The sequence below is a fragment of the Tuberibacillus calidus DSM 17572 genome (assembly GCF_000430685.1).
GTDB classification, from domain to species: Bacteria; Bacillota; Bacilli; order Bacillales; family Sporolactobacillaceae; genus Tuberibacillus; species Tuberibacillus calidus.
This window is the reverse complement of the sequence record NZ_AUMM01000011.1, coordinates 54226-70670: the sequence shown is the minus strand read 5'-3', so window position 1 is coordinate 70670 and position 16445 is coordinate 54226. Positions and strand designations below refer to the sequence as shown.

Here is a 16445-nt window from a genome sequence, read left to right as displayed (position 1 = left end):
TTTATTTTTAGTAAGCGTTAATGGAGGCTTCGGAATAACCCGACGACTTTTCCAAGAATGGTGCAGTTTTTGACGATAATTGGCGCCATTGTCGGATTTTCCGGTTGCAGACGAATGTGATCCTTTTCTTTAAAAAAGCGCTTGACCGTCGCTTCACCGTCTTCCGTCATGGCGACAATGATTTCACCGTTTTCCGCGGTTTGTTGCGGGCGGACGATCACTTGGTCGCCGTCAAAAATCCCCGCATTGATCATACTATCTCCGACGACATTTAATATAAAGGCATCTTCGTTTGACACCATGGATTTCGGAACCGGGATGTACTCTTCAATATTCTCGATGGCCGTAATCGGTTCCCCAGCTGTGACTTTCCCGATCACCGGTAAAAATACTGTTTCTTGTTTTGGTAAAGCAAATTCCTCACGATCGAGAATTTCGATGGCCCGCGGTTTCGTCGGATCGCGTCGAATCAAACCTTTCTTCTCCAGACGATTTAAATGCCCGTGAACCGTCGAGCTTGAAGCAAGGCCCACGGCATTGCCGATTTCACGCACCGATGGTGGATACCCCTTTGTGGCGACTTCCTTTTTAATAAAATCCATAATGGCTTGTTGCCGCTTTGATAGTTTCATACCCTCTCATTCCCCGTTTCTACATGGTTTTACAGGATGATTGAAAAACCAGTGGCTTTATTTGAAGTATACCATCGACCTGTCTGTTTTGCAAACATTCGTTCGAAAAATGCTTGACAAGAATAAATGTTCCCCTTAATATTTTTAGTAGCGAACATACATACGGTTGCGGAGGGGTATGAGTATGTTAAGAGAAAGGTCTCAATCAAACTTATTGTTATCGATTTTATTTGTTGTCATGTTTGCTGCGTGCATTTTCGCAGTGATCCATGCGTTAAAGCCAATGGACACGAGCGATTATATGAAAGTAAAGGTTCATCCAGGAGATACATTATGGATGATGGCGGTAAAGTATGATGAGGGAGGCGACCCAACGTCATTTATAAAATGGGTTGAGGAAGTAAACCATGTTCGGGCGGAAAACATTCAGGTAGGCGATCAGCTTGTTATTCCCGTTAAAGCGGAAAAAAATCATTTTTCTAAAGATGAAGTGGCGTCTCGATAAGAGCGTTCGACTTGCCCTTGGTCTTCTCATCGGTTAAGCTAAAAGCAGCTCGTCTCGAGAGGATGACTTGGTTTGCTATCGAAAGATAAATTGAATCGCATTAATGCATTGGCCAAGAAGGCAAAAAGAGAGGGCCTCACTCCTGAAGAAAAACGTGAACAAAATGCACTGCGTGCGGAATACTTGCTCGCTTTTCGCGCGCAATTCCGAGAACAATTGCATGCCATTAAAGTTGTGGATATGGAAGGTAGAGACGTCACGCCTCTGAAATTAAAACAAAGTAAAGAACGGCGCAAAAACCATTAAGGCTAAAGCCTTGATGGTTTTTTATTTAAAGGTAAAAAACAAAGTGGCTGCCAGAAAGGCATGATGAATGTTCCGATGACACGGCAAACGATTGATAGAAATTTTGATAAAAACTTCCTTAGGGCAAAAGGCATTTCATAAAAATTTTGTAATATATCAAAAAGTAGTTGCATTTTCTGTTATATAACAATATAGTGTTAGTAAACGGGAAATGAGGAGGAATCGCTTTGTTTACAGTCACCAAACGTGCCGCTCGCTTCTATAAGAAAGAGATGGAACTCGAAAACGGTGAAGCCATTCGTCTTTTCGTAAGGTATGGCGGAAAAGCAGGGAAAAATGGCTTTTCGGTGGGTGTGGAGAGAAGTGGCAAACTTGATCGTCATTGTGATCAAACCATTATTGATGGCATTACGTTTTTTGCCGACCCCGATGACCGTTGGTTTTTAGATACAGTGACCCTTGATGCGGATGAAAACTTGGAAGATGTCGTTTTAACTTATGCCAACGACTAATGCTCGACCTATTTACTGGCTTCATATTCAGCATCCCTTGCGCGCGAAAGCGGCAGGGGATGCATGTTTCATCACGTCCTTCCCATACTAAAAAAGAGCTCCGACATGATGAAAAATACGGTTTGTGTTAAACTGTTATCGAATAGAGGAGGAAGGATGATGTGTGTTGACCCAATCTATTGAACAGTTAGCCATCAATACCATTCGCACGTTATCGATGGATGCGATTGAAAAGGCCAATTCCGGGCATCCGGGCATGCCGATGGGGGCAGCGCCGATGGCTTACACCTTATGGACAAGCCATATGAAGCACAATCCAAACAATCCGGATTGGTTTAACCGCGATCGCTTCGTGCTGTCAGCCGGCCACGGGTCCATGCTTTTGTACAGCCTTTTACATTTATCAGGCTATGACGTCACGCTGGATGATATAAAAGCGTTTCGGCAATGGGGATCCAAAACACCGGGTCATCCGGAATATGGACACACGCCTGGCGTTGATGCGACAACCGGCCCGCTCGGCCAAGGCATTGCGATGGCTGTTGGGATGGCGATGGCGGAACGCCATTTAGCTGCGACCTTCAACAAACCTGGCTATCATATTGTCGACCATTATACATATGCGATTTGCGGAGATGGAGATTTGATGGAAGGGGTCGCCTCCGAAGCGGCTTCACTCGCTGGACACTTAAAGCTCGGTCGTTTAATCGTCCTATATGATTCTAATGACATTTCATTGGATGGCGATTTAGACAAAGCCTTTGGCGAAAATGTCCGTCAACGTTTTGAAGCTTACGGATGGCAAACCTTATTCGTTGAAGATGGGAATGATATCACAGCGATCAATCAAGCGATCGCCGAAGCCAAAGCCGAGTTAAACCGTCCGACCCTTATCGAAATCAAGACGACCATCGGTTACGGGGCGCCGACGGTTGCTGGAACAAATGAAGTCCACGGCAAACCATTAAGTGCCGAAGAAGCTCGCGGGGCTAAACAACATTATGAATGGCCTTATGAAGAACCTTTCTATGTACCTGAGGAAGTCCGGACCCATTTCGAAGCGATTCGCCAAAAAGGTGAAGCCGAAGAAGCTGAATGGAACGCGTTAGTCGAGAGCTATCGGAAAGTTTTCCCTGAAGAAGCCGCGCGGTTGGATATGGCAATGAACGGTACGATTCCAGAGGATTATGCAGCCGATCTTCCGCTATACCAACTCGGGGACAAAAAAGCGACGAGAGAATATTCTTATGAAATTTTAAATGCCTTAGCAGATGTCGTTCCGCAAATTTTTGGCGGAGCGGCGGACTTGGCTTCTTCAACAAAAACCTTGATTAAAAACAGTACCGACTTTTTCCCAGGTCAATACGATGGACGCAATGTCTGGTTCGGGGTTCGGGAGTTTGCTATGGCGGCAGCGGTAAACGGCATGGCGCTCCATAAAGGTGTGAAACCGTACGGCTCAACCTTCTTTGTTTTCACCGATTATCTCCGGCCTGCACTGCGGTTGTCCGCTTTGATGAACGTGCCGTCCATTTTTGTCTTTACACATGATAGCATTGCTGTCGGAGAGGATGGGCCGACACATGAACCGATCGAGCAACTGGCTTCCCTAAGGGCAATGCCCAATCTCACAGTACTGCGGCCAGCAGACGGAAATGAAACGCGCGAGGCGTGGAAAATTGCGATAGAGAGTCAGGACACGCCGACCGTTCTTGTCTTAACCCGACAAGGCGTCCCAACGCTTGAGGGAACGATCGAACACGCTGCTGAGGGTGTCAAACGAGGGGCTTATATCGTCTCCGAAGCAAAGGGTAAAATCCAAGGCATCATTATGGCCACTGGTTCTGAAGTTCATTTAGCTGTGGAAGCTCAAAAAATGCTTGCTGAAGAAGGCATTCATGTCCGCGTCGTCAGCATGCCTTCTTGGGACTTGTTTGAAAAACAATCCGAAGAATATAAGGCGCAAATCCTTCCACCGGAAGTGACGAAACGATTGGCCGTTGAAGCTGGTTCATCCTTAGGGTGGCATAAATATGTCGGAAGTTTTGGCGCGACATTGACAATCGACCGCTTCGGCGCGTCTGCAAATGGGAACAAGGTCATGGCCGAATACGGTTTTACGGCAGAAAATGTCGCTCGTGAAATGAAACAGCTATTACAATGATGATTTAGGGACAAGATCAACCATTTGTTTTAAAGATTGTAAAAAAAATCACCTCATGCCTCCTTTCTTTCGACAAAGTTTGTATGGATAATCCTTTATAATAAGGACAAACCGTTTCGGACGGGAGTGAGGAGCATGAGGTATTTTGATATTTATCTATTAAAAGAAGCCATCGCTGAGCTCTATGTCGGTAAAGAAGATTTATTATATGGATTGTTTATGGAAGCGGTAAGGGAAAGAAATCCGCGCCGGAAAGTCATTTTAAAAAGGCAAGTGCATTTTATAAGTGAGCCGATCGCCCCTTCCTTGTTTCAGCGTTTGTTTTCCCATCAATCGGCGTCTAGAGCAATGGAAAACCAGTTTACGATCACGCTGAAAGACGGCAGTCAGGCGACACTGATATTCGATCATTACATTTCATTAGAAGCAAGTGGTAATTTAGGTGCGGAGGCAGCCGTTTTTGAAGGCTTGCGCAAATATAATCCGTATTTTTTTGCGGTTGACTATCAAAACGATTGTGGGGCATGGCTTTCCCCGCAAAAAAAACATCTCTTAAACCATCGGCAAATTGTATTATAATTTTCACATTTTGGGAACGCTACTCTAAAAAGATGACGAAAAAACATTGTATTCAAAAACGACATATAGTACACTAAAACGTGGTATCTAGCGAACGGCGCAGAAGGCCAAATACCCGGCATTATTTTAATGGTTATATTCGGTACAGAAAGAAGGAGGACGCACATAATGTTGTGGTTATACATCTTGGTTGGCGTCATTGGCATTGCCTTGGGGGTCGTGTTGGGTTTTTTCATCGCCCGCAAATACATGATGGATTATCTTAAGAAGAACCCTCCGATTAATGAAAAAATGTTGCGCGCTATGATGATGCAAATGGGTCAAAATCCATCACAAAAGAAAATTAACCAAATGATGAAAGCGATACAAAATCAAATGAAGTAAAAAGCGGCATCCCCTTAGGAGGGATTCGTCCATTCACGTTTGAATTGCGTAGAAAGTCCTTTTTCTGTTCGTTTCTATAAGCAGAAAAGGACTTTTTATGTTGGGAGGAAAGCGGAGCAAACCCCTTTAATCCTCCGCAAAGTCAAAGGAAGATAGAGGTGGAGACTTAGCGGTTGGCCAATGCAAACAACAGTATTTGCAATTTTAACATAAAAATAAAACACTTTTTTCACTTTTTTAGTTATAATAAAACTATTATTGGTGGACTTCTAAAGGGCTTGGTGATCGCATTGCTTGGAGAAAAAATCAAACAATTAAGACAACAGCGTGGCATGTCTTTAACCGAGTTAGCCGAAAAGGCTAATGTTTCTAAATCCTATCTCAGCACCATTGAAAGGGACATACAGAAAAATCCGTCCATACAATTTCTTGAAAAGATCGCTGAGGTTTTTGGGATCAGCGTCCTTGATTTAATTCGGGATACCGATGAGGAAACCGTCCAGCCTTTAGATCAAGATTGGTTGGATTTAATAAAGGAAGCGATGGATGCTGGGATAGATAAGAAAACATTTAAAGAATTTTTGGATTATCAAAAATGGCGTCACAGCCAAAAATAAAGTAGATATGCTGCTTTTTAATCTAAGAGGGTGGGTTAAACCGGTGATTGAACATCACCTCTATGTCCGGGTTTTCTCCGGATTCTTTTTTTCATCTTTATGGCGGTTAATAAAAGCTTCAACCTCCTCTTTTGAAATACCGAGTTCCCTTGCAATTAACATTAAAAGCACCCATTCCGGATCATATGAAGTTTGCAATCCCGATGACCCCTTCCCCTTATGTATTTTGCAATGGGGCGAACAGGATCATTTCCAGGTGCCCCACTTGTGAAATGTCCCTCTATCGCTTCCCATTATTTATATTTTCACCACTTTCCAGTATAAAGGTCTCATGTTGCATTTTATGTCGCCATTTGCTCAAAAAAATGATTTTTGTTCGACGCGATCTGCAAAAAAAAGAGTCAGGACAACTAAAATCGATGAATTTTGCAACCGAGATTTAAGCTCGTTGTCAGTATGGATAAGATGATGTCAAAGAAAACTGAGACTTTCTACCTATTTGTTTTTGCACTTCCGTCTATTTTTAATAGTGGAAACCATCCTGCTAATAGGATATTTGACGATGGCTGGCTAATATTTAATAATGGTAACGAATGAATTTTATTGATAACCCTTGAAGGTGACAAAACATGGCGGATTTAAAACAAATTGAAATAGAAGAACTATTAAAAGACGCATCACGCTATTGTTTAGTCGATGTCCGTTCGCCGAAAGAATACGCAGAATTTCATATTCCGGGAAGCATTAGTCTGCCCCTTTTTTCAGACGAAGAGAGGGCGATTGTCGGCACGATTTATAAACAGAAAGGGCAAGAAAGTGCCAAACGAATCGGGCTTGAATTTGTCGCTCCGAAACTCCCGGATCTTTACAAGCAAATCGCAGAGCTGCACGGTGCGGGTCTGGAGATGGTGATTTATTGTTGGCGTGGGGGCATGCGCAGCAAAAGCGTTGCTTCCTTTATGACGATGATGGGTATCCCATGCTTGCAATTAAAAGGGGGGATCCGTTCTTTTCGAAAAAAAATTACCGAAGATCTTAACCATTTCGCTCGTCTCAATAAACCCTTTGTGATCATTGAGGGCTATACCGGCAGTCGCAAGACGGACATGCTTCATAAGCTCGAAGAAGAGGGTTATCCCGTGATTAACTTAGAAGAACTTGCGGGTCACCGGGGTTCGATTTTCGGGGCAGTCGGACAAAACCCGATTTCCCAGAAAGCTTTTGAATGCCGTTTATGGGAAAGACTCATGGCACTGACAGACCAAGCACCGTTTTATATTATTGAAGCGGAAAGCAAGCGCATTGGGCGCATCGTTCTTCCCGATTTTATTATTGAAGGTAAACGATGCGGCATTGGGCTTTTCATTGAATATCCATTTGAAAAACGCGTAAAAGCGATCATTGATGAATACGACCCAATAAAGCATAAAGCTGAAATCACGGAAGCGTATTATAATTTACAAAAATATTTAAAGCCACAGCTTAAAGCTCAACTCGATGAAGCGTTTCTTTCCGGGGACTGGGAGAGGTTTGTTCGTTTGTTATTAACCGATTATTATGATCCGAGATACCGTCATACACATGAGCAATACGAGCGGCTCACCATTCCGCTACACGTTACTTCGGTTGAAGAAGGCGTGTCAGCAATTAAAAAAGAACTCGACCGCCTATTCGAGCATGAATCGCTGGTGACGAATGCGTAACATGTCAGATCATGCGAATCCTATGATTTTTTTTCATTTCGTTATAATGAAGGAGACCCATTCATGTTGAAACGTACAATCACACTACTATCGGTTCTGACAACGGCATTTTCGCTTACGGCATGCGGTGGGCACGTTGCCGAAAAAGAGGAACCTGCCAAAACACATCAAGAAAAGCAAGAAGCTAATAACGATGCCGCTTCCGCACAGCCAAAAAAAGAGGCGCAGGAAACGGCAAAACCACAGAATAGTGAAGGACAAGTAAAACAACAAAAGCCTGAAGAAGACGGTGCCATTACTGTCATCGCCAATCCGCAATCCATTTTGGCTTTAGTCAATAAAACACATAAATTGCCCGATGGTTATACACCTGAAAACTTAGTTTATCCAGACGTACCATTTCCGTATGCGGATAAAATTGAAAAACGGGAAATGCGAAAGGATGCAGCAGAGGCCCTTGAAAAGCTTTTTGCCGCAGCTAAACAGGCAGGATTTAAGCTTTACGGGGAATCCGGATATCGTTCCTATGAGCGGCAGGTTGCTGTTTATCAACATAATGTCGAGAAACTAGGGAAAAAGAAAGCTGATCAAATCAGTGCTGCCCCCGGTACGAGCGAGCATCAAACAGGACTTGCCATGGATATTACCTGTGAGGAGATGCTCACACAACCCGATCCGTTGACGAGCGATTTCGGAAACACGGAAGCGGGAAAATGGGTGGCCCAAAATGCCCATAAGTATGGATTCATTATTCGTTATCCGAAAGGCAAAGAATCGATTACAGGATATGAGTACGAACCATGGCATTTGCGCTACGTTGGGGTCAAAGCCGCTAGCTTTATCTATGCCCATGGTTTAACATTAGAAGAGTATATCGATGCGGAAAAAGTAAACAGAAATATTTCTGATGAAAATTAAAATGTCCTGCTCCCATTGAATATCTTCAGCAGGTTATATTTTCATCTTGTTAAAGAGGGTCATTAATATGTGGATGCAAGTGATCAGTTTGTTAATCGGTGTCGTTTTTGCCGCAACGGTTATTTTTGTACGTCTAAAAGCGTCTAATAAACCAACAAATGCGAAAAAAATTTTATTGCCTCCAATATTTATGTCGACGGGTTTTTTGATGTTTCTCGCCCCTGAAACGCGTGTGCCCATGATCGAGCTCATTGAAGCGTTTCTTGTCGGCATGATTTTTTCCGTGCTACTCATCAAAACCTCTAAGTTTCAAGTCATTGACGGAAAAATCTATCTTAAGCGTTCCAAGGCTTTTATATTCATTTTGATTGGTCTTTTAATCGTACGAACCGTAATAAAAATCTTTTTGGAACAAGAAATTCATCTAGGCCAAACCGCGGGGTTATTTTTCACACTTGCTTTCGGCATGATCTTGCCGTGGCGGGTGGCAATGTACATCATGTATAAACGCCTGCTTAAGAAAACCGAAAATCCTATTACGACATAATAAACGGTTGTCTCGCGCGTCAGGGGTTTAAAAGCCCCTGAGCGAAAGACAACCGTTTTTTAAAAGAAATGTTCATATGGCGTCAAATCCACGTTATGTTTGATTAACGTTTTTCTTAAAAATTTATGATCCTTTTTTGGGGTAGCTTTGATATACCCTTCGATAATGAGGGCTTCGGTCAGCGTTTTTGCATTTCGTTTGTAGGCCAATTCCCCGATTTTACCGGCAATTTTTTGCTTTGCGACATCTCTGAAAAGCGGGGGAACAGGGGCGACGAGCTCATCTAAAAATTGCCGTTGTTCCTCGCTCCAAAGATGCCGTGTTTGTTCAATGTAATAATTTTGCCAATCCAAGATCGATTTGCCGTCAGCTTTCGGCAGGCTCTTGAGGAATTTTCGGAACATAAAAAACCCGCCGATGGCCATTAAGAAGATTAAAACCGCACCCCAAAAAACAATGAACCACATAAACCATGGAGACAATTGTTCCACCCCGTTTTTCTCCGTAACCCACTTTTAATTTTTATTATAGTCTCATAAAAAAGACGAGTACAAGCCTAAAACAAAAATGAAAGGGTCACGCCGCCGTTTAACACGGGGGTGCCCCTTTATGTATGGGTGGCTGGGCCAGCTGGATTCGAACCAGCGCATCATGGAGTCAAAGTCCATTGCCTTACCGCTTGGCTATGGCCCAATCACGGATTGAGATAGGAATTTTACGATCTGGCGTAGGAAGCTGACGTGTGTTCATGCCGCCATACACCTGACACAATGTGAGCCTCTTAACATAAGCATTATTGCGTCGGATTTTGCGGTTGTATTTGCGCCTGCGTGGAATTTGCCGCAAGCTGTTGGGCTTGCTGTAGTGCCTGTTGAGCATTTTGCAATTGTTGCTGGGCTTGTTGATAAAGCTCGGCATTTTGAGCTTGCGCTTCTCCTTGAGCTTGTTGTAACAATTGCTGGGCTTGCTGGTATTGTTGCTGCGCTTGTTGGATTTGCTGCGGGATGCCGCTCATTTGTGCGAGCTGGAGAGCTTTCTGCGCTTGAAGAACCGCGTTTTGCGCCTGCTGCAAAAACGCCGCATTCTGTTGAACTGTCATGCTTAGCCTCCTCTTTTCAGATAGCTTAGAGACATTTTCTAGGATGACCGCTTATCCCGCAAATTATGTATAAAAAATCATCAATGATGCTTTTTCATAAAACTTGATGGACATCCTAACAACACGAATGGCTTTTCACTTTTAAAGAAATTTAAGGGTTAATTCATTTGCTGCAAAATAGTTGGCGGGACTGTGTGGGAATCGAACCCACCGGAGACGTCACGCGCCCCCCGAGAGGTTTTGAAGACCTTGGTCGGCACCAGCCGAACACCCAGCCCCATAAATCTAACCATTGCCAAGTATACTTGAATGGCTTTCGATTTCCAAATAAGTCGATCAAAACTAAGGGGCTGACGCGCGCGGTGCGTGTCAGCCTGTTTCCTCTTAATAATAATAATGGTGATAATAGGGGTGATAAACGACTGGATGATAAGGATGTGGATGGTGATATCCGTAATGTGGGTGATGATGCCCATACCAGCCGTGATGTCCCCAATAGCCATGATGACCCCAACCTCCGGGGCCCCAACCGCCATGGTGGCCCCAGTGCTGTCTTTCATCTGGATACATGTCAATTCTCCTTTACATCAAGCTTTTGGACTAAACCATTTCCCTAATAAATTATGTCGTCGTTTGCGGACGGGTGAGTAAATAAGTGCCCAAATAAGTATGTATTACCCATAAAAACATTATGTAAACCTATTCGTTAACTATACATATTGAGGAATTCTTCGTCAAGAAGGTTGGAAAAAATTTAGGGTCGATCCCCTCCAATATGATATCACCGTTCGTCAATCGAACTTTGTTAATATCAACTTTGGCAGAAGACAGACCCAAAAGAGTTAGGTGATTTGTATGAGACCTTTAATAGTTCATCGAATGCCTACGAATGGGAAGTTTAAACTCAATAATCGGTTTTGTGATTTTCTGCACAAACTGGCTTCCAAGCACGAAACAAATGAAAACAGAGACAATCAAAAGAAGAGTGTATTGGTAGAATTCATCGATGCTGTTATATGCATCGGTTAAACCAATCAGCTTGACTAAGAAACCGTGCAAAAGATAGATATAAAGGGTTCTTGAACCAATTTTGGTAAATCGAAAATGCTCCGATGGAACAACGGATAAGAAACAATACGTCATTGAAAACATGCCGACATAACTTAACATTCTCATGCCCGCTGCGCTTAAGCCTTCATACCCCATATCGACATAAGAGTGGCTAGCAAGTAACCAATCTTTAAATGAATCCGGGATAAAAAACAACGTGATGATAAACATGATCGCTAAAAATGTCAGTGATAGCGTTCTTGAAAAGTGTGTTCTAAGCAGAGTAAAGTGCTCCGGTTTCATATAGTAACCCATTAAAAACATGGGGAAAAAGACAAATGTCCGGTCAATGCTGAGGTATGAGCCAAAGAAGGGCACATAACCGATGGCTATACCCATAATGATGGCTAACGGCAAGGCGTAAGGGAGATGCGCCATCAATTTTAATAAAAGATTCCAGAAAAATAAGCTCATTAAAAACCAAAGCGTCCAATGGGGATCTAATAATGTTAACGTGAAATCATCTTCATATCCGGTGACGTAATAGAAGATACAATAGATCAGTTGAAACAACGCATAGGGAAGTATGGTTTTCACAAATACTTTTTTTAAATAACCCGGACGATTAAATCCTTTTGAAAAATAACCGGAAATCAAGATAAACGCAGGCATATGAAAGAAATAAATAAATTTGTATAGACCCGAAAGCAGTGCGCTATCGCCTTTTATCGGACTAATTAAGTGGCCAAAGACGACGAAAAGAATGAGGAAGAACCGGGCATTGTCGAAAAAGGCTTCACGCGCTTTCATAATACGCCTCCTAAGTTGTTTTCGTCTCTTTACATATTCTGCTTTCGGCAAATAACCATAATTTTTGACCTTACCACATCGTTTTTAATCAATATGTAACGGAAATACCATCTTATCGTCAGCTTTCTCATTATTTCTGTAATTAAAATATGATAGAATAGAGGAAACTTTGTTCTGCTAAAAGAATATCGACTCGGGCAAGCTTGCATTGCCCAGGCGGAGTCATCGCTGTTATGCGACCTTGATGAAGTGAAAAAACGAAGGAATGGGGGAATGGCCTTGATTCAAGGTGTAAAAGTGGCCTTGAAACCGCTGACCAAACAGGAAATACCGCTTTTATATGAATTGATGCATACCAAAAATGGTGACATTCCCGAATGGAAAAAATGGGATGCTCCATACTTTCCATATCATAAGCCGTCATTTCGCAGTTTTCGCCATCAATGGCAAAGCGATTTGGATGAAGGCAATCGGTATCTCATTTATACGGACCACCAATTGATTGGACTTGTGACCTATTATTGGGAACATCAACCTTCCAATTGGTTGGAGGTTGGTATTGTGATTTATCAGCCGGATTTTTGGAATGGCGGCTACGGCACAGAAGCAATGTTTTTGTGGGTGGACCATCTTTTTAAAACAAAACCGATCGTTCGCTGCGGTTTTACCACTTGGTCCGGTAATAAACGCATGATGCGCGTCGGTGAGAAGCTTGGCATGATGCTAGAAGCGCGCATCAGAAAATGTCGCTTATATAACGGTGAATATTATGATTCCATTCGCTACGGTATCTTAAGGGAAGAATGGGAAGAACAGCGGCACCTCCTTAAAGAGAAACTTTTTCTAAACAAAAAAGAACACTCGATGATCCATCATTGAGTGTTTTTCTTTATTTACGCAAGCTAAAGAAATGCCAACCGTTCCAATGGGCTTTCAAACTTTGGGAATCGGATGTTGTCTAAATGTATAGACATCTAAACATCATGGTGCTAAAATGGGAATGAAAAGGAAGGCGAGTCATATGTGGATTAAAGGTCTTACCATTTATGCTGAAAATGGTGTCGTCGAGAACGGTTTACTTGAAATTGAAAATGGCAAAATAAAAACAATCCGTCAGGGGGAGGGCGACAGGGATGAAGGGTTACGATTCCCTGAAACCTATAAACTCATCCCCGGCATGATTGATGTCCACATTCATGGGGCTGACGGTGCCGACACGATGGATGCAACTTGGGACGCACTTGCCACGATGGCAGCGGTTTTGCCGAAAGAAGGGACAACGGCTTTTCTAGCAACGACCATCACCCAGGAGCCGGAAGCGATTGAAAAAGCTCTCATCAATGCGAAAAATTATATGGCAAAACAAGGCGAAGGAGCCGAGATGCTTGGGGTTCATCTCGAAGGTCCGTTTATTAACAAAAATAAAGCGGGAGCTCAACCGCCTCAATATATTATCGATGGCGACTTAGCGTTATTTGATCATTTTCAGGCATTGTCTGGCGGCCACATTAAATTAGTGACATTAGCCCCTGAAATTGATGGGGGATTGGAACTTGTCAAGCATCTTGCTGAACAGGGAGTCGTACCATCCATTGGACATTCCGCTGCAACCAAAAAAGATGTTGACGCTGCCGTTGAAGCGGGTGCCCGGCATATCACGCATTTGTTTAATGGGATGAGCGGCCTTCACCATCGCGAACCCGGTGTCGTTGGCGCCGCGTTTCTTCATGACGAACTTTATGCTGAAATGATCGTCGATGGCATTCATATCTGTCCCGAAACGGTCAACATCGCATATCGCTTAAAAGGTAAAGACCGTATTATATTAATCACGGATGCGATGCGTGCCAAATGTTTAAAAAATGGCACCTATGATTTGGGGGGACAAGTCGTGTCGGTCCGCGACGGCAAAGCAACGTTAGCCGACGGAACCCTTGCCGGCAGTGTTTTAAAAATGGATCGTGGGTTCCGAAACATGATGGCGTTTACCGGTTGTGAGCTCTCAGACATCATTCAGATGGGCTCGGTCAATCCGGCCGTCCAACTCGGGATCTATGACCGAAAAGGCAGCATTAAAGAAGGCAAAGACGCTGATTTAGTCGTGCTCAATGAACAAAATGATATTGTTATGACCATTTGTCGAGGAAAAATCGTTTATAAACAGTCATCCTAATTGCAAAAGGTGAAGCATCATGCACATCATTCCTGTGAAAGACTTTAATGACTTAGGACGAAAAGCATCGCAGTTCATCATTCAATTGGTTCGGGAAAAACCGGATGCTGTTCTGGGCCTTGCTACCGGAAGCACGCCAAAGTCGACTTATAAAGCGTTAATACAAGATCATCGCTTAAACGGAACATCCTATCAACACGTCCGAACAGTGAATCTTGATGAATATGTCGGCTTGGCAAAGGACAACCCGAACAGTTATCATTACTTTATGCGGGACCAACTTTTTAACCATATCGATATACCTGACCGCAACATCTATATTCCGAATGGATTAGCAAGCGATCTTGAAGAAGAATGCCGGCGGTATGATCGATTAATCACCGAACTGGGCGGCGTCGATTTGCAAATTTTAGGGATTGGTCGAAACGGCCATATCGGATTTAATGAACCTGGAACGTCATTTGAAGTAATGACACATGTTGTCGACTTGACATTAGATACGCGAAAAGCGAATGCCCGTTTTTTCAACACCTTGGAAGAAGTGCCAAAACAAGCGATTACGATGGGCATAAAAAATATTTTACAAAGTCGCTCGATCCTTCTGCTTGCTTCAGGTCCATCAAAAGCTGACGCCATGGCCCGTTTATTGAACGAAAGTAAGATTACCAATGCATTTCCGGCATCTTCTTTACATCAACATAGAAATGTCACCGTCATCGCTGATGAGGATGCCCTCTCGATGGTTTATCTTGGAAGGAGAGCCTAATGCGATGATTGACAAACGCTCACCGGTTCCCATTTATTATCAAATTCAATCGTATATTAAAGAATTAGTGGAAAATAGACAACTCAAACCGGGTGAGGCGATCCCCTCAGAAAGGGAATTGAGTGAACAGTTTCAGGTGAGCCGAATGACGGTCAGACAAGCCGTCATGAATTTAGTGAATGAGGGCTTTTTATATCGGCAAAAAGGGAAAGGCACGTTTGTTTCTGAACCTCAAATTGAACAGCCGCTGCAAAGTTTAACAAGTTTTTCCGAGGATATGAAAAGGCGGGGGCTCGTGCCGGGATCACGTTTACTGCATTTCTCGGTAAAGGCAAGCGATGCCTTTCTCGCTGAAAAGCTTAACATCGAGTTAAATGAACCGGTATATGAAATACAAAGAGTTCGCCTAGCCGATGAGCAACCGATCTCTCTTGAATGGACATACTTGCCGGCCCAACTTGTTCAAGGCTTAACTAGTGACATTATCAAAAAATCCTTGTATTCTTATATAGAGGAGAAAATTCAAGCGAAAATTTCTCACGCCCATCAAGTCATTGAAGCGGCCGTTGCGGGGAAAGATGAAATGGAGCACTTGCATTTGAAAAAAGGTTCGCCCATTTTGCTCATTCATCGGCAAACCTTCCTCGAAAACGGTCAAACTTTGGAATGGGTAAAATCGGCCTATCGCGCCGACCGTTACAAATATGTGATTACAATGACCCGGGGCCATCACCGGGGGTAAAAGGAAAGGAATGGGTACATATGGAAAAAAGACAATTTACCATTACCGCTGATACCGGCCTTCATGCTCGGCCGGCAACTTTGTTGGTTAATGCCGCCAATCAATACCAATCAGACATCAATCTTCACTATGCCGGGAAAACCGTCAATTTGAAGTCCATTATGGGTGTCATGTCTTTAGGCATCGCTAAAGGGGCAGAAATTGAAATTACTGCTGAAGGCAATGATGAAAAAGAAGCGATGGAAGGCATTACCGAAACATTGAAAAAAGAAAATCTTGGCGAATAGTTTTGCTTCAACGGGGTTGCTCCGCAATGGGAGTCAACCTCGCTTTTTTTATGGAAGTTCCCATTGATCTTTCGGAGCATAGACTGTAATAAGAAGGGTTCATGATGAAGGAGGGACCCGAATGGATGAGCGTCGGTTCCGAAAGGCGATGGGCACATTCCCGACCGGTGTAACGGTGATCACGACACAAGCCGAAGACGGCATTCATGGGATGACCGCAAATGCCTTTATGTCCGTATCATTACAACCGCCATTGATTTTAATAGCCATTGATGAGAAGGCACGCATGCTGGAAAAAATCAAACAAGTGAACCGCTTTGGTATCAGCATTTTAAAGGATAACCAACGGGATTTGTCCATGCATTTTGCTGGTCAGAAGAAAATGAAAGAGACGATTCGTTTTGATTGGGTGTCTGGCCTACCAGTGATCGCAGGTTCATTAGCCCAATTTGCTTGTACAACGGAAAAAGCGATTGTCGCGGGCGACCATACGTTATTCTTAGGAAAAGTTGATGAGATTCGCCTTAATGATAGCCAAAACCCCCTGACTTTTTATCAGGGGAATTATTATCAATTAGAGCTCGATCATTAAACCGCTGGAAGGAATAGTTTTACAAAGAAAAGGTTGACTCAGACAGGGGTTGTTCTCTG

22 protein-coding genes and 2 tRNA genes are annotated in these 16445 nt (G+C 43.3%); 16 read left to right on the top strand and 8 right to left on the bottom strand.

Features of this window, described 5'->3' with window-relative positions; genetic code table 11:
* Window positions 1-17: 17 nt before the first annotated feature.
* Window positions 18-632 (bottom strand): transcriptional repressor LexA, encoded by a 615-nt coding sequence (gene lexA, locus H532_RS0104460; protein ID WP_027724504.1) that lies wholly within the window; start codon window positions 630-632, stop codon window positions 18-20.
* Between the two features lie 184 nt (window positions 633-816).
* Here lexA and yneA point away from each other — a divergent pair, with 184 nt between their 5' ends.
* The 7 genes from yneA to H532_RS0104425 all read left to right on the top strand — a co-directional run bounded on the left by yneA (window position 817) and on the right by H532_RS0104425 (window position 5699).
* A complete protein-coding gene (yneA, locus tag H532_RS17810; protein WP_051263133.1) occupies window positions 817-1137 on the top strand; it encodes a cell division suppressor protein YneA in 321 nt (106 codons plus the stop codon).
* 72 nt (window positions 1138-1209) lie between these two features.
* Complete coding sequence (locus H532_RS0104450) at window positions 1210-1443, top strand: DUF896 domain-containing protein (RefSeq protein ID WP_027724503.1); 234 nt, start codon at window positions 1210-1212, stop codon at window positions 1441-1443.
* Between the two features lie 227 nt (window positions 1444-1670).
* Entirely contained in the window at window positions 1671-1955 is a 285-nt protein-coding gene (locus H532_RS0104445; protein WP_038111502.1) for a HesB/YadR/YfhF family protein, read from the top strand.
* 166 nt (window positions 1956-2121) lie between these two features.
* Window positions 2122-4119 carry a transketolase gene (gene tkt, locus H532_RS0104440; RefSeq protein ID WP_027724501.1) on the top strand — a complete coding sequence of 666 codons (1998 nt, stop codon included), beginning with the start codon at window positions 2122-2124 and terminating at the stop codon, window positions 4117-4119.
* A 135-nt stretch (window positions 4120-4254) separates the two neighbouring features.
* On the top strand, window positions 4255-4698 hold the full coding sequence (sirA, locus tag H532_RS19435) for a sporulation inhibitor of replication protein SirA (protein WP_027724500.1): 444 nt from the start codon (window positions 4255-4257) through the stop codon (window positions 4696-4698).
* A 165-nt stretch (window positions 4699-4863) separates the two neighbouring features.
* On the top strand, window positions 4864-5082 hold the full coding sequence (locus tag H532_RS0104430; protein ID WP_027724499.1) for a YneF family protein: 219 nt from the start codon (window positions 4864-4866) through the stop codon (window positions 5080-5082).
* Between the two features lie 290 nt (window positions 5083-5372).
* Window positions 5373-5699: a helix-turn-helix domain-containing protein gene (locus tag H532_RS0104425; protein ID WP_027724498.1), complete on the top strand. Its 327-nt coding sequence runs from the start codon at window positions 5373-5375 to the stop codon at window positions 5697-5699.
* A gap of 60 nt (window positions 5700-5759) precedes the next feature.
* On the opposite strand, the gene H532_RS19805 is transcribed toward H532_RS0104425, so the two are convergent.
* Window positions 5760-5897: an anti-repressor SinI family protein gene (locus tag H532_RS19805; protein WP_081412314.1), complete on the bottom strand. Its 138-nt coding sequence runs from the start codon at window positions 5895-5897 to the stop codon at window positions 5760-5762.
* Between the two features lie 431 nt (window positions 5898-6328).
* Here H532_RS19805 and mnmH point away from each other — a divergent pair, with 431 nt between their 5' ends.
* The 3 genes from mnmH (at window position 6329) to H532_RS0104405 (ending at window position 8867) form a co-directional block, all read left to right on the top strand.
* The gene (mnmH, locus tag H532_RS0104415) at window positions 6329-7402 is read left to right on the top strand and encodes a tRNA 2-selenouridine(34) synthase MnmH (protein WP_027724497.1); all 1074 of its coding nucleotides are present in this window, start codon (window positions 6329-6331) and stop codon (window positions 7400-7402) included.
* A gap of 63 nt (window positions 7403-7465) precedes the next feature.
* On the top strand, window positions 7466-8320 hold the full coding sequence (locus tag H532_RS0104410; RefSeq protein ID WP_027724496.1) for a M15 family metallopeptidase: 855 nt from the start codon (window positions 7466-7468) through the stop codon (window positions 8318-8320).
* Window positions 8321-8393: 73 nt separating this feature from the next.
* A complete protein-coding gene (locus H532_RS0104405) occupies window positions 8394-8867 on the top strand; it encodes a CcdC family protein (RefSeq protein ID WP_425426227.1) in 474 nt (157 codons plus the stop codon).
* Between the two features lie 59 nt (window positions 8868-8926).
* On the opposite strand, the gene H532_RS0104400 is transcribed toward H532_RS0104405, so the two are convergent.
* The 6 genes from H532_RS0104400 to H532_RS0104380 form a co-directional block, all read right to left on the bottom strand.
* On the bottom strand, window positions 8927-9334 hold the full coding sequence (locus tag H532_RS0104400; RefSeq protein WP_038111517.1) for a DUF2621 domain-containing protein: 408 nt from the start codon (window positions 9332-9334) through the stop codon (window positions 8927-8929).
* A 151-nt stretch (window positions 9335-9485) separates the two neighbouring features.
* Window positions 9486-9560: transfer RNA gene (locus H532_RS0104395), tRNA-Gln, on the bottom strand.
* A 100-nt stretch (window positions 9561-9660) separates the two neighbouring features.
* Complete coding sequence (locus H532_RS0104390; protein ID WP_027724493.1) at window positions 9661-9966, bottom strand: hypothetical protein; 306 nt, start codon at window positions 9964-9966, stop codon at window positions 9661-9663.
* 182 nt (window positions 9967-10148) lie between these two features.
* Window positions 10149-10245: transfer RNA gene (locus H532_RS20190), tRNA-Sec, on the bottom strand.
* A gap of 105 nt (window positions 10246-10350) precedes the next feature.
* The gene (locus H532_RS20585; RefSeq protein WP_155994964.1) at window positions 10351-10536 is read right to left on the bottom strand and encodes a hypothetical protein; all 186 of its coding nucleotides are present in this window, start codon (window positions 10534-10536) and stop codon (window positions 10351-10353) included.
* 294 nt (window positions 10537-10830) lie between these two features.
* On the bottom strand, window positions 10831-11826 hold the full coding sequence (locus tag H532_RS0104380) for an acyltransferase family protein (RefSeq protein ID WP_027724491.1): 996 nt from the start codon (window positions 11824-11826) through the stop codon (window positions 10831-10833).
* Between the two features lie 273 nt (window positions 11827-12099).
* On the opposite strand from H532_RS0104380, the gene H532_RS17800 reads away from it, so the two are divergent.
* The 6 genes from H532_RS17800 to H532_RS0104350 all read left to right on the top strand — a co-directional run bounded on the left by H532_RS17800 (window position 12100) and on the right by H532_RS0104350 (window position 16386).
* Window positions 12100-12705 (top strand): GNAT family N-acetyltransferase, encoded by a 606-nt coding sequence (locus tag H532_RS17800; protein ID WP_051263132.1) that lies wholly within the window; start codon window positions 12100-12102, stop codon window positions 12703-12705.
* A gap of 142 nt (window positions 12706-12847) precedes the next feature.
* The gene (gene nagA, locus H532_RS0104370; RefSeq protein WP_245566401.1) at window positions 12848-13999 is read left to right on the top strand and encodes an N-acetylglucosamine-6-phosphate deacetylase; all 1152 of its coding nucleotides are present in this window, start codon (window positions 12848-12850) and stop codon (window positions 13997-13999) included.
* A gap of 19 nt (window positions 14000-14018) precedes the next feature.
* Complete coding sequence (nagB, locus tag H532_RS0104365; protein WP_027724489.1) at window positions 14019-14765, top strand: glucosamine-6-phosphate deaminase; 747 nt, start codon at window positions 14019-14021, stop codon at window positions 14763-14765.
* A gap of 4 nt (window positions 14766-14769) precedes the next feature.
* Window positions 14770-15507 (top strand): GntR family transcriptional regulator, encoded by a 738-nt coding sequence (locus H532_RS0104360; RefSeq protein ID WP_027724488.1) that lies wholly within the window; start codon window positions 14770-14772, stop codon window positions 15505-15507.
* 20 nt (window positions 15508-15527) lie between these two features.
* The gene (locus tag H532_RS0104355) at window positions 15528-15794 is read left to right on the top strand and encodes a phosphocarrier protein HPr (RefSeq protein WP_027724487.1); all 267 of its coding nucleotides are present in this window, start codon (window positions 15528-15530) and stop codon (window positions 15792-15794) included.
* Between the two features lie 121 nt (window positions 15795-15915).
* The gene (locus H532_RS0104350; RefSeq protein WP_027724486.1) at window positions 15916-16386 is read left to right on the top strand and encodes a flavin reductase family protein; all 471 of its coding nucleotides are present in this window, start codon (window positions 15916-15918) and stop codon (window positions 16384-16386) included.
* Window positions 16387-16445 lie beyond the last annotated feature (59 nt).